Source organism: Kribbella sp. NBC_00662 (assembly GCF_041430295.1).
Lineage (GTDB): Bacteria > Actinomycetota > Actinomycetes > Propionibacteriales > Kribbellaceae > Kribbella.
On sequence record NZ_CP109029.1, the window covers coordinates 6,804,160 to 6,818,946 of the forward strand.

Genomic DNA, 14,787 nt, shown 5'->3' on the forward strand with positions numbered 1-14,787 from the left:
GATGTCGCCCACTCGCCTCTAGGTCCGGACACCGCCCTCGGCTGTGACATCGCTGAACGCCTCGTACAACGGGCTCTCCGCGAGGAGGTCGTTGCTGTGCCGGGCGTTGTGACGGTGCGCCACCCGGCGATGACCTTCGAGGATCGCGGCGATGCCGCCGATGCTCCACACACCGAGTACGACGGCATGCTGCGCCGCGCCGTGCCCGTCGAAGTACGCGGCGCTCCGGAGCAGGTTCGCACCGGCGCCCGGCGGCATCAGCTGTGACGATCGCTATCCTGGTCGGCTACATCCAGCAGCTCGCGATCCTCGGCCCTGACGCTGTGGCCGATACCCCGGAGGCGCTCAGGGCGCTGTGGCCGCTGTCAGCGTGACAGGACGCAGTCGCCGCAGAGGGGGCCGTCGTGATTGGGCGCGGCTCGGTAGACGAGGCAGCAGCTACGGCGGCGGAAGGTGCCGGCTGTCGTGGTGTGGGTGTCGTGCAGGGCCGGGTGGGCGAGGAGGGCGTCGGCAACTTCTTTGGCTCGGGGCGCTAACTCGGGTGCAGCGTTGGTGAGGGCTACGAAGGCGCCGTTGATGGCGGAGGCCACGTTGCCCTTGAGGATGTGGTCTGAGACGTTGAAGGGCTGGGTGACCCTGTCGAGGGCCGGGATTGGGCCTTCGAACAGCTCGGCGCCGAGGTCGCGTGAGGTGGTTGGCGGTGCCAACGAGAGTGGGAAGGCGCCGCCGAGAACTGGTTGCCAGTGCACGCTTTCGAGGTCGACGGGCGGGACACCGTCGCCCAGCACCGAGGTGGCGAAGGCGGGTGAGACGAGGCGCGCGACCAGGCCCAGGTGGGTGATCGACGCGGCGACCCGGATCTCCACGGCCTCGGGCTCCTGGCCGCCCGCGGCGGCCAGGTATGCGCGGGTGGTCATCACCCGGTCCTCGAGTACGGCGGGGTCGTCGAGCAGCTCCGACATGTTCCGCCACGGTGCGACGGCCGCCGTACCCGAGGGGTGTTGCTCGTGCGCGAAGAACGGGCCGAGGGCAACGACCTGGTCGAGCGTCATGCGTTGTGGACCGGCTCCGCCTGCTCGGTGCGGGCCGTGCGCGGCTGGAGCAGGCGCTCCGCGAGCGGTCCGAAGATCAGGCCGATGGCTCCCCACAACAGCACCTGGGCAGCGACCGAGTACAGCCGGAACTCGTACAACGTGTCGGCGTCGAAACCCGGGAAGACGATGTTGCCCTTGTCATCGGTCAGCGGCAACGGTGTCTCGGTCGCATGCCGCCCGTACTCCTCGACGTTCGCCGCCAACTGACCGACCGAGGGCAGCACGGCCATCAGCACACCGACGATCGCGACGTACGCCGCGAGCGCGAGCAGCGTCGCGTTCCAGTTGCCGAAGCGTGGTTGCAGTCGCTTGCCGAGCAGGACGGCTCCGATCAGCAGCACGATCGAGCAGGCCACCATCGCGAGGTACAGGTTGCCGCGGTCGTGGATCGTGTCCTCGTGCCCGATCGCCGGCGGATTGGCCGGGTATTTCAGGAACGGCACGAAGTAGACCGCGAGGAAGCCGCCGAGCGCGACCAGCATCGCCAGGTTGCGCGGGCGCAGCTTGCCGACCCGGCCGAGGCAGATCGCATAGGCGACCGCGAACAGCGCGCCCATCGCGATCCCGAACAGCACGACGCCGACACCGATGCCGATGTTCGCCTGCAAGGTCCGGCTGAAGAGCTCGTGGCCGCCGTGGTCGACCGGCAGCCCGGCCGCCTCGTCCAGCGCGTGCTGAGCAGCGTCCCGGCCGCTCTCGTAGTCGATCGCGGCCTGGATCTGGGACTCGGCGAAGATCCGCGCGAACACGAACGCGATCAGCCCGGCCACTGCGCCGGCGAGTGCGCCGCGCAGGATGAGTTTTCTTTCCATGTCAGTGACAGGGGAAGCCGAGGAAGTGGCGCGCGTCGTGCACGAACTCGTGGATGTGCGTGTCCTTGCCGAAGATCGAGTACGCGCCCTGGTCGACACCGACGAAGTAGTAGATCGCGAACGCGACGATCGCGGTCCCGACCAGCCACATCACAGCCCGCGAGACCGGTACGACGACCGGCGTGGAAACCGAGGTGGGAGCAGACAGATTGCTCACGAGTGAAGCCTCCTTCTAGGGGATCGTGCGTCCCGCATCCAATGGAGCGTCGTGACGGCGAAGTATCTGACTCACCGCTCACACGAGGCGAACGGCTCACAGTGGCGCGACCGTGCCGAAGTCTCATCGGCTTCCTTGCGCCGTCACTACGTTGTGAGAGTACGGACGCGGTCCGGGCACGTCAATCGCGGGTTGTCCACATCACGTGCGCGGTCCGTCAGCTCTCCGGCTCGACCTCGACGCGATCCGCGAGGTGCTGACGTTCCAGGAGAAGGCCGGACGCCGTACGGTCCGAACTCAGCTGACCCGGTCCGACGGTGGCCCGGAAAATGGGTCGGGCCACCGTCGCCGGACGGCTAAGCTCGGGGGCCCGGTGCACCCGAGGAGGCCCCGTGTTCCAACCGCTGCACGCTTCTGCGACTCGAGCTGTTGAGAAACTCCGCGATATCGGTGAACCACTACCCGACGACGTTGCCGCCCAGTTGGCCAAGCTGGCTGACGATTCCCAGTCCTCGACCGCAGTCGAGGACCTGCTTCGCCCGTACGTCCTGGTCGGCGTCCGGATCGACGAACAAGGGCTGACCTACAGTACGCCGGGCACCGCGCCACCGCGGCTGGTCCAGCACGGCTGGCGCAGCTTCCTGGTCCGGATCGAGAACCCGCATCGGCTGGTCGGCAATCTCGCCGCCCAGTCGAACCATGTTCTCGGCACCATCGACTACCACAGCCACGCCGCGCGGATCGCGATGCCGGACACGTTGACGATCGTCCCCAGGATCGAGCGCAGTCGGCTCGAGGTGAAGCTGGCCGGTCCGACCGATGTGTCCGGCGTGGACGTCGAGTACAAGGTGATCAGCCTGTACAGCCGCGACGCCGGCACCCACAACGGCGAGCTGGGATTCGTCCTGGCCGTCGAAGAGGCTGAGCACAGCTACACCAGACCGCCGCTCGCGAAGGCGTGGCGGCGAATGGGCGGTGAGAGCCGCCAGTACGAGGCGTCGTACGAGTTCGACTGCCTGCCGGCGCGCGACATCCGGTTCGACATCCGCGAACCCGACGGAAGCAGCTGCGTAGCGGCGCTCACCGTTCGCGACTCGCAACGGCGGTCCTACCCGTCGAAGGGGATGCGGCTCGCGCCGGACATGTTCTTCCACGAACATGTCTACCGCGCGACCGGCGAGGTCATCACGCTGCCGGCCGGTCAGTACGAGATCTCCGCACGCCGCGGCCCGGAGTACCGGGAAGTGCGCGTCGACGTCGGCCTCACAGCTGACGACGACGCGGTCACGATCGAGCTCGATCGCTGGGCAGATCCGGCGCGCCACGGGTACTACTCCGGCGATCCGCACATCCACGCCGGCGGGTGCTCGCACTACAGCGTCCCGTCCGAGGGCGTGATGCCGGAGACGATGATCCGGCACGTGCGTGGCGAGGGCCTGTGGATGGGCAGCGTGCTCACCTGGGGGCCGTGCTACTACCACCAGAAGCAGTTCTTCAGCGGCTTGTCGATCAGCCCGCGCGCCGAGCTGGAGTGGCCGGCCATGCAGCAGGCCCAGGGGATGAACTGGGATCCGCAGGACACCGACCACGACGGCCAGAGCCTGCTGCGGTACGACCTCGAGGTGTCGGGGTTTCCGTCCAGCCATTCGGGTCACGTCATCCTGCTCGGGCTGACCGACCAGGACTACCCCGGGACCAAGATCATCGAGGACTGGCCGTCGTACAACCTGCCGGTCATGCGCTGGGGTCACGCCCAGAACGCGATGGTCGGGTACGCGCACTGCGGTCTCGGCCTCGGGGTCGGCACCGACGAGCTGCCGAACTACGTGATCCCCGGATTCCAGTCGATCGGCTCGAACGAGATCATCGTCGACGTACCGCTGGGTGCCGCCGACTTCCAGTGCGGCGCCGAGTTCGCGCCCGCCGTGGAGCTGAACATCTGGTACCACCTGCTGAACGTCGGCTACCGCACGCTGATGCTCGGCGAGACCGACTACCCCTGCATCTACGACGACGGCCCCGGCGTCGGGCGCACGTACGTCCAGCTGCCCGAGCCGCCCCAAGGCCCGCAGGCGCTGGAATCCTGGCTCGGCGGATTGAAGGACAGGGCGTCGTACTTCGGTGACGGCCGCAGCCACGTCTACGACTTCGCGATCGACGGCGACACCAGCCGCGAGCAGACGGCGGACGCCGCAGGACCGGTCCGGGTCAGCGCGACCCTCGCGGCCTGGTTGCCCGAGGAACCGCCCGCACTGCCGGCGGCGGGTCAACCGGCATACAGCGCTCCGGTCGGCTGGCATCTCGAACGATCGCGGATCGGGCGGACCCGCAACGTGCTGGTCGAGGTGCTCGTCAACGGTGTGCCGGTCGCGTCGCGGGAACTGGTTGCTGATGGCAACGAGCAGGTGGTCGAGTTCGACGTACCGCTGGAGCGCTCGTCCTGGCTGGCGTTGCGGATCCTGCGCAGCGTGCACACCCAGCCGATCTTCGTCGAGCTCGCGGGGAAGCCGATCCGCGCGTCGCGGCGAAGCGCGCAATGGCTCTACGACTCGGTCGACGCCTTGTGGAAGGCCAAGTCCGGCTTCATCCGTGAGACCGAGCGGGCCGAGGCACGCGAGGCGTACGACGCCGCGCAGGCCGCCTACCTGACCCGTCGCGACGAATCCGAGGTGGACTGATGTACGGCGAACCCGCCGGCTGCTGCGGCCCGGTCGACACCAAGGCCCCGATCTCGGTGACAATCAACCCCGAGGCCCGGGTGAACGTCGCCCGGACCGCGACCCGGGTCGAGCCCGTCGCGCCGGGGCACTGGCATCCGATCGACGTCACGATCGTCAACGACGGTTACGTCACCGGGCAGCTCGTCATCGAGAGCGACCCGGTGCCCGGCGTCGAGCTGGACCTGCCGGCCCACGACCTCACCGGCGAACCACGCCAGGAGGGCGCGATCCGGATCCGCTTCGACTCCCCCGCCGTTGTCGACGTCACGCTCAACTTCCGAGCCCTTGGCGCGCTGGGCGGCCTCGCCAACCACAGCTCGCTGCATCTGCTGCTGCGTAGTCAGTAGCTCTTTCAGTAGGTCTTGTAGTAGATGAGTTCACCGGACTCGCCGGCCGCCGCGCCTTCGCTGGGGATGAACAGCGTCACCACGAGGGCCGGCTGGCCGTTCGGCGCTTTCAGGTTCGTGATCGTGGGATTGGCGAACGCGGTACTGCCGCCGTTGGTCCGGATCGTCGTCCGGTCGGCATTGCCGGTCTGGTAGTCGTACACGAACGTGCGCCACGAGCCGAAGTCGCCCTTGGTGTACTGCCCCTCGATCAGGCCGAAGCTGTAACCGCGGAACGTGGTGTTGTCGCGGTCGCCGATGTTGCCGTTCACACCCCAGTAGAGCAGGGCGTTGTCGAAGTTCGGCTGCGCGGACGTGGACCACGAGTTGAAGTTGGTAAGCGTGCCACGCTGCTGCCGGTCGCGGTCGCAGTTCCACCAATAGTGGCCGCCGATGTCGATCGTCGAGTGGTCGATGTCGGGTGAGAGCGTGACGCTGTAGATGTTCGGGGTGCCCTCGGCGCAGGACGAGAGCCGGCGCGGAGCGTCGTACGCGCGGCTGACGTTGCCGGCCAGGAGGTCCGCGCGACTGGCGAAGTACCGGAAGGCGAGGTGGTTGTTGCCGCCACCGGGCTGCTCCTGCTCCCACGCGAGCACGAACCCGCCGTTCGACGCCTGGATGATCGTCGGCTGCGACGCGGGGCCGGTGTTGCTCCCGGCGAGTTCGCGAACCCAGTGCCAGTTGAGCAGATCCGTCGAGGTCGCGAGGTTCACCCGGAAGTGACCATCACTCGCCAGGTGGTGCGAGACGGCCAGGTAGCCACCGGTCGTGTCCTGGATGATCTTGACCGTGTCCATGACATGACCGGCGTCGTCCTTCACGCCGTACCGCTTGCCGGTCGCGCCGGCGACGTTCTCGACGATGCCGCGAAGCTCGGCCCGCGCCGGATCGGACGCAGCGGAGGTCGACGCCTGCGCGGGCGCGATCGTTGCGGTCAGCATCGTGGCAACCAGAAGTACCGGAAGAATTCTCAGCATGGGCGGTGTCCCTCGTGATGGGATTGCTGCGGATCCGTCAGTCGACAAGACTATGCCACCGCTGTGCCGAGCGCTTTGGGTCGAACGCCCGGGCCGAACGGGAGGTGAACGCCGTGGGTGACGGATCAGCATCGCAGCACCGAACTCTGGTGTGCATCGGTGATCTGGTCGAAGACGTCGTGGTCTGGACGCCACCCGCGGTCCGCGTCGGAACGGACAATCCCGCGCGGATCCACCGAACGCGCGGCGGTGCCGCCGCCAATGTCGCCGTCTTCGCGAGCAGTCTCGGAACGTCGGCCCGATTCATCGGCCGGGTCGGGGACGACCGGGCCGGTACGGCGCTGGTGCAGGATCTGCTCGAAGCCGGTGTCGACGCCCGCGTCCAGCGGGAGGGGCGGACCGGAACGATCGTCATCCTCGTGGACGCCCAGGGAGAACGGACGATGTACCCGGATCGAGCGGCCGCGGCGCAGTTGACCGACGTACCCCACAGCTGGCTGTCCGGTGCGGACGCGATCCACCTGTCGGCGTACTCCCTTGCCGGACCATCGCTGGCCGTCCTCCGGCAGGCGTCGGACTTCGCCCACGCCGAGGAGGCGGTCCTCACCATCGACGCGTCCTCGATCGCACTCATCGATTCGCTCGGGCCCGCGCCGTTTCGTGACCTGATCAGGACCCTCAGGCCGACGTACGTCTTCGCGAACGGGATCGAGGCCGAAACCGGCGACCTGCGAGACCTCGCCTGTCCAGGTACGACGGTCGTGGTCAAGAACGGTGTCGAGCCCACCGAACTGCACGTCGACGGTCGGGCAACGGCGACCGTCCAGGTTCCTCCGGTCGGCGACGTGCGGGACACGACCGGCGCCGGTGATGCGTTCGCCGCGGCCTTCATCTCCGCCGTACTCGCCGGAGCCGATGCCGTCGAGGCGGTCGAAGCCGGCCATCGCATCGCCGGCCGAGTTCTCAACGCGCCCGGTGCTTCCCTTGCCCAGAACGGAGTCGTCTGTGATTGAGCCCATCGTGTCCGGCGAGGTGGCGCAAGCGCTGGCCGAGGACCGCGCCGTCGTCGCGCTCGAGTCGACGATCTTCTCGAATCTCGGGCTACCCGCCCCGGCGAACGCCGATGCCCTCGAACTCTGCAAGCAGGCAGTCCGCGACCAGGGCGCCGTACCGGCCGTGACCGCGATCCTCGACGGCCGGCCGCATGTCGGTCTGCTGCCCGACGAGGAGAAGCGCGTACTCCAGGGCACTCGCAAGGTCGCCGAGCGCGACCTCGCCGTCGCGCAGGCCCAGCGCTGGGACGTCGGCGTGACCACCGTCTCGGCAACGGTGAGCCTGGCTCATGCGGCCGGCATCTCGGTGTTCGCCACCGGCGGCATCGGCGGTGTCCACCGCGGCTCGGAATTGAGCGGAGACGTCTCGGCCGATCTCGATGCGATCGCACAGCACCCGGTCATCACCGTCTGCGCGGGCGCCAAGGCGTTCCTCGATCTGCCGCGGACCCTCGAGTACCTCGAGACTGCCGGCGTTCCGGTCCTGGGTTGGCAACACGACTGGTTCCCGGCCTTCTACACGCGGTCGAGTGGTTTGCCGATCCCCCATCGGGTCGACGACGAGCGCACGGTCTGCGACGTACTCCGCTTCCGGTCCCGACCGGACACCGGAGTACTGCTGACCGTTCCGATTCCGGTCGAGGACGAGATCCCGGCGGCACGCATCGACGAGGTGCTCACCGCTGCGTTGGACGCGAGTGCCCGCGCCGGGATCGCAGGCCCCGCCGTCACGCCGTACGTCCTGGCGAGGATCGAGAAGGAGACCGACGGACAGAGCGTCCCGGCCAACCTGGCACTGGCCCGGAACAACGCCCGCGTCGCGGCCAGGATCGCCGTCGCTCTTGGCGATCTGTGGCGCTGATCCCCGGCTCCTCAGTACTCTCGAAGTCCCTGCACACACGTCGAGTCGAGCTGACATGACCGAACTCCAGCAGCACTGTGAGCTACTGCGCTCACTCCATCGCCCGGGCGATCCGTTGCTCCTTCCGAACGCTTGGGATGCGGCCACGGCACGAGCCGTCGTCGCGGCCGGGTATCCCGTTGTCGCAACGACCAGCGGTGGGGTTGCCGCGTCCCTCGGTTACGAGGACCACGAGGGGGCGCCGGGCGACGAGATGCTCGCCGCGGCAGCGCGGATCGTGCGCGCTGTCGACGTACCGGTGTCGGTGGACGCCGAGGGCGGCTACCGGATGGAGCCGGCCGAGATCGTCGAGGCGCTGCTGACGGTCGGCGCCGCGGGCTGCAATCTGGAGGACAGCGACCATCGCGAGGGCGGCCTGCGCGATCCCGGCGTCCACGCAGAGTGGCTGATCGCGATTCGTGAGGCTGCGTCCGCACGCGACTATCCGCTGGTCATCAATGCCCGGATCGACGTGTTCATCGCGCCGTTCCTGGCCGGCGCCGGACCGGAGGCGTACGCCGAGCTCGTACCGGAGGCGACCGGGCGTGCGAAGGCGTACTTCGACGCAGGCGTCGACTGCGTCTATCCCATCGGTCCCTGGGAGTCGGACGCACTGGGTGCCTTCGTCTCGGAGGTCCAGGGTCCGGTGAACATCACCCGGTGGGCGCAGGGCCAGTCCCCGGCCGAACTGGCGTCGTTGGGCGTGGCGCGGGTGAGCTGGGCGACGTTCCTGCACCTCGACGCGATGGCTCGGTTCGAGGCCGAACTCGGCACGCTGCGGGACTAGGCTGATTCGAGGCGGCTGATCGGCACGTGCCCGAGCTGGTTGCGCGAGCTGATCTCGAGCTTCGCGTACACCTTCCGCAGGTGCCATTCCACGGTGTGCCGGCTGAGGTAGAGCTCGGCGCCGATCTCCGGGTTGGACAAGCCCTCACGGGCGAGCCGGGCGATCTGCGACTCCTGCCGGGTGAGCACACCCCGTGGTTCCTCGCCGCGTTTGCGTGCTGTCTCACCCGAGGCGGACAGTTCTCTGCGGGCGCGCTCGGCGAACGCCTGCGCCCCGATCCGGCTGAAGACGTCGTACGCCGCACGCAGCTGCTCGCGTGCATCGACACGGCGCGACTCGCGACGCAGCCACTCGCCGTACGAGAGACGTACCCGGGCGAGGTAGATGATCACGCGCGTCCGCTCCAGCCGCGCGATGGCCTCGCGGTACAGCGCGTCCGCGGTCTCGCCGTCGCTCAGCATCGCCTGTGACCAGGCCTGGACGCCGAGCGCCCAGTCGGTGCCGGCCGCGGTCGTACGTTCCGTCAGGCGTCGCAGGGCGTCCGCGGCTTCGTCGTACGCGTCACAGCGGCTGCCCGCTTCGATCAGCTCGATCAGAGCGAGGCCGTAGATGCCGAGGTCGGCGTACTCACACGCGACCCGCGCCTCGGCCAACGCGGCGTCGTAGTGGCCGATGGCGTTGTTCAGCAGCGCCGTCGCGTACCCCTTGCCGCTGATCCCTCGTCCCTCACCCCGCTCGGTGACGCCCGCGAGCTCGGACACGAAGGTAGCCATGACCGCGTCCGGTTCGCCGCCGCGCCAGGCCTCGAGCATCAGCGCCGGATAGCGCACCGGGGCGCCGCCGGTCGCCGCGCTGATCCCGTCGCCCTCTGCGAGCAGCGTGGATGCTGCGGCGAACTCGCCGGCATGCAGATGCACGAACGCGCGATACCCCAGCGCGAGCGGCAGAACGGTGAGCGCCCCGGACTCGCGGCACAACCGCACCGCCTTGGTCGACAGCTCGTGCCATTTGGTGTCGTCCCACAGCTCGCCCGCAACCAGCCAGGGCAGCCAGAACCACCGCAGTACGTCGTTCTCGTCGTCTCCGGCCGCCTGCGCGAACGCTTCCGTCGCCCGCTGCAGGGGCTCGATCCCGGCCACGTAGCCGTCCAGGTACAGCGTCGCCAGACCGTCGAGGAGAAGGTCCGCCGGCCGGTCCGCGCGTTGGCCGGGAGGAGCCTTCCGGACCGCGGCGGCGACCTCTCGCGGGCCGATCTCGGGATAGATCCGGCCCACGTAGACCGTGGCTCCGAGCGCGTCGAGGTACGTCTCGCGCGCCGCGACGGCGTCGTACGGCGCGAGCTGCTCGGCCGCGTCGAGCAACACCGGCGGCGCCTCGACACCGCGGCTGACCGCGAAGACGATCTGAGCCCGCAACCGAGCGAGCTGGGCCCGACCGAGTCCGTCCAGCGGGGCCGCTTCCGCCATCGCGAGCAGCCGCTGTGCGCCTTCCAGAGCGCCCGATCCGACCTGGGCCTCGGCCGCAGCCAGCGCCCGCCGGCCACGACCGCCCGGATCCGGGGTCAGCTCCGCCGCTCGCTGCAAGAATGCGGCGGCAGCAGCGATCCCGCCGCGAGCCCGGGCACGTCCGGCGGAGCGCTCCAACTCGTCGGCGACCGATTCGTCGAGGCCGGCGGCGGCGTGGCCGCGATGCCAGGCGCGTCGATCGGCGTCGCCTTCGGCATCGGTGGCCTCGGCCAGCGCCGCATGCACTTTCAGCCGGTCGCCTGTGGGCGCCGTCCGGTAGACCGCCGAGCGCACCAACGGATGCCGGAAGCGGACGTAGGCACCGAGTTCGATCAGTCCCGCCTCCTGGGCGGGCACACCGGCCCCGATCCGCAGCCCGAGCAGTCCTACCGCCCGCCACAACAATGCGACATCACCTACCGGCTCGGCTGCTGCCGTCAGCAGGAACAGTCGGGTCTCCTCCGGGAGTGCCTCCACCTGACGGAGGAAGTTCCGTTCGAGCTGATTCGTCAGCGGCGACGCGTTCGGAAGCTCGAACCCGCCGGCGAGTTCGGCCGGGCTCAATCCCCGCGGGAGCTCCAGCAGCGCCAGCGGATTGCCGTGCGACTCGGCGATGACCCGATCCCGCACCTGGTCGTCGAGTCGCCCGGGCCACGCCGCATCGAGAAGCCCACGGGCATCCTTGTCCTTGAGCCCGCTGAGGATCACCTGCGGTAGCCCCGCCAGTTCGCGCATCTCACTGGATCGCCGTACGGCGAACACCAGCCCGACCGACTCCGCCAACAGCCGGCGCGCAACGAACGCGATCGTCAGCGCCGACGCCTCGTCCAGCCACTGCGCGTCGTCGACGACGCAGATCAGCGGCTGCTCCTCCGCGGCCTCGGACAACAGCCCGAGTACTGCGAGACCGACGGCGAACCGGTCCGGAGGCGTCTCCGCCCGAAGCCCGAACGCCGTCTCCAGCGCGAGCCGCTGCGGCTCCGGCAGCCGCTCCCGCAACGAAAGCATCGGCGCACACAACTGATGCAGCCCCGCGTAGGCGAGCTCCATCTCGTACTCGACCCCGACCGCATGCGCCACCCGGCAACCGCTCGCGCCGTGCCGGATATACCCCAGCAACGCCGACTTCCCCGCCCCCGGATCCCCCCGCACCACAAGCACCTGGCTCTGCCCCGACCGCACTGTCTCGACCAGCCGGTCCAGCACCAAACACTCGTCCTGCCGACCCCGCAACCCGTACCGCGGATTATCAGTCGACATGACCTTGGACGCTACAGCCGCCCACCCGCCGCTGCCAACGCTGACAAGTTCGAAAAGTTCCCTCCGTTAGTTTCTTGCGCGCACGGTGGGTGAGGCGGAAAATCACCGTACGGTCGCCCTCCACGTCCGCGTGATGCCGCTGCCCCGGTTAGGAGTGACGTGAGATTTTCGTTCCGTGCTGTTCCCGCTCTTGCCATCGGTGGGCTTGTCGCCGCAGTCCTGGTCCCACAGGTTTCTGCCGGCACGCCCGCCACAACCGCTGGGTCCTCTGTGTCAGCTGAAAGCGTCAACCTCTCGCTGCTGCCGGGTGCTGTCGCCTCGGCAAAGTCCCAACGCACGACCGCGCCGGCGCTGACGTACGCGCCGGCCAACGCGACCGACGTGTTCGTCCACAACGGCTGGACCTCGAACTACGCGTCGGTCGGGAACGGGTACGACCCGACGCAGGACTGGTTCCAGGTCAAGCTGGCTACGCCGTCGCCGGTGTACGAGGTGTTCACCCGGTGGACCTCGCCGGCCAAGCCGTCGGAGTACGAGCTGCAGGTGTCCACCGACGCCGATTGCCAGACGTGGACGACGGTGGCCCACGTGGTGAATCCGGCCGACAAGGATTCCCAGGTGATCGATCACCAGGACCCGGTCACGTGCGTCCGGATGCAGGCGCTCGCCACGACCTCGACCGTCGGGTACACCATCAACGAGTTCGAGATCTGGTCCGGTCCGAAGCCGCCGCCGACCGTGGGACAGATCATCCCCGTGCCGGTGAAGCAGACTCCGGGCACCGGTCAGCCGTGGCAGCTCACGAACACGTCCCGGATCGTCGTGTCGAGCAGCGCGCTCACCGCGACGGCCGAGGTGCTCGCCGGCTACCTGCGCCCGGCCACCGGGTTCGTACTCCCGGTCGTGACCGGTTCGCCGGCCGCCGCTGACATCGCGCTCAGCACCGGCCCGGTCGCCGGACTGCCGGCCGACAAGACCGCCGAGGGGTACTCGCTCACGGTCTCCAGCGGCGGCGCGAAGATCGTCGCACCCCAGCCGCACGGCCTGTTCAACGGGTTCGCCAGCCTGCGGCAGCTGTTGCCAGCGGCAATCAACGCCCAGACCGAGGGCACCGGGCCGTGGACGGTCCAGCCGATCACGGTGCTGGACTACCCGCGGTACGAGCACCGTGGCCTGCAGCTGGACCCGGCGCGCAACTTCATGACCGTCGCCGAGATCCGCTCGATGATCGACCAGCTGGCCGCGCTCAAGGGGGACAAGCTGCACCTGCACCTGAGCGACTCCCAGTCCTGGCGCCTCGAGATCAAGGGCTACCCCGCCCTGGACGGCACCGGCTGCAACGGAGCGGCCTGTATCGCCGGCTTCTACACCCAGGAGGACTTCAAGGGCCTGGTGAAGTACGCCGCCGACCGCTTCATCGAGATCGTCCCGGAACTGGAAGGCCCGGCCCACGCCACGGCCGCGGTCCGGTCCCTCGGCGGCGTCGCGGTGATGGGCTGCCAGGGCCAGACGCAGACCGACCGGTTCTGCACGAACCCGAACGACCCGGCGAGCGAACGCGCCCTCGCCTTCTGGCGGGACGCGATCGCCCAGCTCGCCGCCATCTCCCCCGCACCGATCATCCACATCGGCGGCGACGAAGCCATCGGCATGCCCCACGAGGACTACAAGTGGTGGATCGGCCAGATGGAGAAGATCGTCAACGCCAACGGCAAGCAGATGATGGGCTGGAACCCGGCCCTCGAGGGCTACGCGCCGGGCTCGACGTCGATCAACCACTACTGGTCGGACTACACCGGCGGCGGTCCGCCGCTGATCAAGCCCGAGTGGTTCAACCAGCACCGCCCGGTCATCACGACCCCGGAGTGGAACGCGTACCTCGACTTCGGGTACGACGGTTCCCCCGGCCGCACGCCGCGCACCGAGCTCGACAAGGCGTACGGATGGGACCCGGAGTGGGTCTACGAGAAGTACCGGTCCGTCTGGGCGCAACCGGCGTACGGCGGGCCCAAGGCCGAGGACATCATCGGCATCGAGGCGCCCATCTGGGGCGAGCAGATGCGCGGGCTGGCCACCAACGAGTACATGGTCTTCCCGCGGCTGGCCGGGATCCTCGAGAAGGCCTGGTCACCCAAGGTGCTGACCCAGGACTACGACTCGTACGTGCAGCGACTCAGCGTCGCCGGGCCGCGCTGGGCGTTCGCGAACGTGAACTACGGCTCGATCGCCCAGGTCAACTGGACGCCGGAGTCGATGGGCACGGTCACACGCTTCGGCGTCGACCGGACCGTCACCAACGCCCCGCTGGGACGCCTGGCTGCCGGCTCGATCCCGCCGGGTGAGGTCACCGCATCGATCGACTGGGGTGACGGCTCCGCCGCCGAGAGCGCTGCCGTCGCGGGTCGCGACTACGTGGCAAGTCAACGTCAGGGCCGAAGCCTGATGACCGTCAGCGGGAGCCACACCTACCCCGCCGACGGGACCTATCACGGCACTGTCACCTACACCCGCCAGTCCCAGACCTGGGTCGTGCCGTTCGTGGCGACCGGTGCTCCGGCCTGTACGACGATGCTGAGCGGCACGCACAGTGGCCCACTCAGCGTCACCTCGGGCGTCGCGTGCTTCGACGGCGCAACGGTCTCCGGCCCGGTGACCGTTGCCGCAGGCGCCGGCCTGTACGCCACCGGATCAGAGTTCCGCGGCCCGGTGACTGCCTCCGGCGCAGGCAACGTCCTCATCTGCGGTACGACGGTGTCCGGCCCGGTGAGCGTGACCGGCCGGACCCGCGTCTGGCTCGGCAACCCCGCCGGCGAATGCGCACCGTCGACGATCAAGGGCCCGGTCGCTCTACAGAACAACACCGGCTCGACCATCGTCTCCGGCAACCGGATCAGCGGCCCGCTCGCCTGCAGCGGCAACAACCCCGCACCGACCGACGCAGGCCTGCCAAACTCGGTCTCCGGCCCGAAGTCGGGCCAGTGCGCCAAGCTCTGACAGTTCGTTGAGCGGGACCGGGCCACCGGCCGAGAGGCTGGTGGCCCGGTCCCGCTCGCACGAGTCGATCCACTTCTGTGGC

General features: G+C 68.9%; 12 protein-coding genes and 1 riboswitch. Of the genes, 6 read left to right on the forward strand and 6 right to left on the reverse strand.

Annotation, left to right across the window (positions count from 1 at the left end):
- Positions 1-18: 18 nt before the first annotated feature.
- From OHA10_RS33670 to OHA10_RS33685, 4 genes are all read right to left on the reverse strand, one after another.
- Positions 19-258: a hypothetical protein gene (locus OHA10_RS33670; RefSeq protein WP_371402808.1), complete on the reverse strand. Its 240-nt coding sequence runs from the start codon at positions 256-258 to the stop codon at positions 19-21.
- A 107-nt stretch (positions 259-365) separates the two neighbouring features.
- On the reverse strand, positions 366-1,052 hold the full coding sequence (locus tag OHA10_RS33675) for a hypothetical protein (RefSeq protein ID WP_371402809.1): 687 nt from the start codon (positions 1,050-1,052) through the stop codon (positions 366-368).
- Complete coding sequence (locus OHA10_RS33680) at positions 1,049-1,906, reverse strand: CbtA family protein (protein ID WP_371402810.1); 858 nt, start codon at positions 1,904-1,906, stop codon at positions 1,049-1,051. The genes OHA10_RS33675 and OHA10_RS33680 overlap by 4 nt, the downstream gene beginning before the upstream one ends.
- Position 1,907: 1 nt before the next feature.
- The gene (locus OHA10_RS33685; RefSeq protein ID WP_233714974.1) at positions 1,908-2,123 is read right to left on the reverse strand and encodes a CbtB-domain containing protein; all 216 of its coding nucleotides are present in this window, start codon (positions 2,121-2,123) and stop codon (positions 1,908-1,910) included.
- Positions 2,124-2,162: 39 nt separating this feature from the next.
- A riboswitch (cobalamin riboswitch) is annotated at positions 2,163-2,310 on the reverse strand.
- Positions 2,311-2,515: 205 nt separating this feature from the next.
- On the opposite strand from OHA10_RS33685, the gene OHA10_RS33690 reads away from it, so the two are divergent.
- Positions 2,516-4,801: a CehA/McbA family metallohydrolase gene (locus OHA10_RS33690; RefSeq protein ID WP_371402811.1), complete on the forward strand. Its 2,286-nt coding sequence runs from the start codon at positions 2,516-2,518 to the stop codon at positions 4,799-4,801.
- Positions 4,801-5,190: a hypothetical protein gene (locus OHA10_RS33695; protein WP_371402812.1), complete on the forward strand. Its 390-nt coding sequence runs from the start codon at positions 4,801-4,803 to the stop codon at positions 5,188-5,190. The genes OHA10_RS33690 and OHA10_RS33695 overlap by 1 nt, the downstream gene beginning before the upstream one ends.
- A gap of 5 nt (positions 5,191-5,195) precedes the next feature.
- Here the strand turns inward: OHA10_RS33695 and OHA10_RS33700 are convergent, their stop codons facing one another.
- Positions 5,196-6,206: a hypothetical protein gene (locus tag OHA10_RS33700; protein ID WP_371402813.1), complete on the reverse strand. Its 1,011-nt coding sequence runs from the start codon at positions 6,204-6,206 to the stop codon at positions 5,196-5,198.
- A 113-nt stretch (positions 6,207-6,319) separates the two neighbouring features.
- On the opposite strand from OHA10_RS33700, the gene OHA10_RS33705 reads away from it, so the two are divergent.
- The 3 genes from OHA10_RS33705 to OHA10_RS33715 are packed head-to-tail and all read left to right on the forward strand — an operon-like array spanning position 6,320 to position 8,946.
- Positions 6,320-7,219 carry a carbohydrate kinase family protein gene (locus OHA10_RS33705; RefSeq protein WP_371402814.1) on the forward strand — a complete coding sequence of 300 codons (900 nt, stop codon included), beginning with the start codon at positions 6,320-6,322 and terminating at the stop codon, positions 7,217-7,219.
- Entirely contained in the window at positions 7,212-8,120 is a 909-nt protein-coding gene (locus tag OHA10_RS33710) for a pseudouridine-5'-phosphate glycosidase (RefSeq protein WP_371402815.1), read from the forward strand. The genes OHA10_RS33705 and OHA10_RS33710 overlap by 8 nt, the downstream gene beginning before the upstream one ends.
- 55 nt (positions 8,121-8,175) lie before the next feature.
- Positions 8,176-8,946: an isocitrate lyase/phosphoenolpyruvate mutase family protein gene (locus tag OHA10_RS33715; RefSeq protein ID WP_371402816.1), complete on the forward strand. Its 771-nt coding sequence runs from the start codon at positions 8,176-8,178 to the stop codon at positions 8,944-8,946.
- Here the strand turns inward: OHA10_RS33715 and OHA10_RS33720 are convergent.
- Positions 8,943-11,711, reverse strand: coding sequence for an AAA family ATPase (locus tag OHA10_RS33720; RefSeq protein WP_371402817.1), 2,769 nt, complete (start codon positions 11,709-11,711; stop codon positions 8,943-8,945). The two genes, OHA10_RS33715 and OHA10_RS33720, sit on opposite strands and share 4 nt — an antisense overlap.
- A gap of 270 nt (positions 11,712-11,981) precedes the next feature.
- Between OHA10_RS33720 and OHA10_RS33725 the strand changes: the two genes are divergently transcribed.
- A complete protein-coding gene (locus OHA10_RS33725; RefSeq protein ID WP_371402818.1) occupies positions 11,982-14,705 on the forward strand; it encodes a family 20 glycosylhydrolase in 2,724 nt (907 codons plus the stop codon).
- Positions 14,706-14,787: the final 82 nt, after the last annotated feature.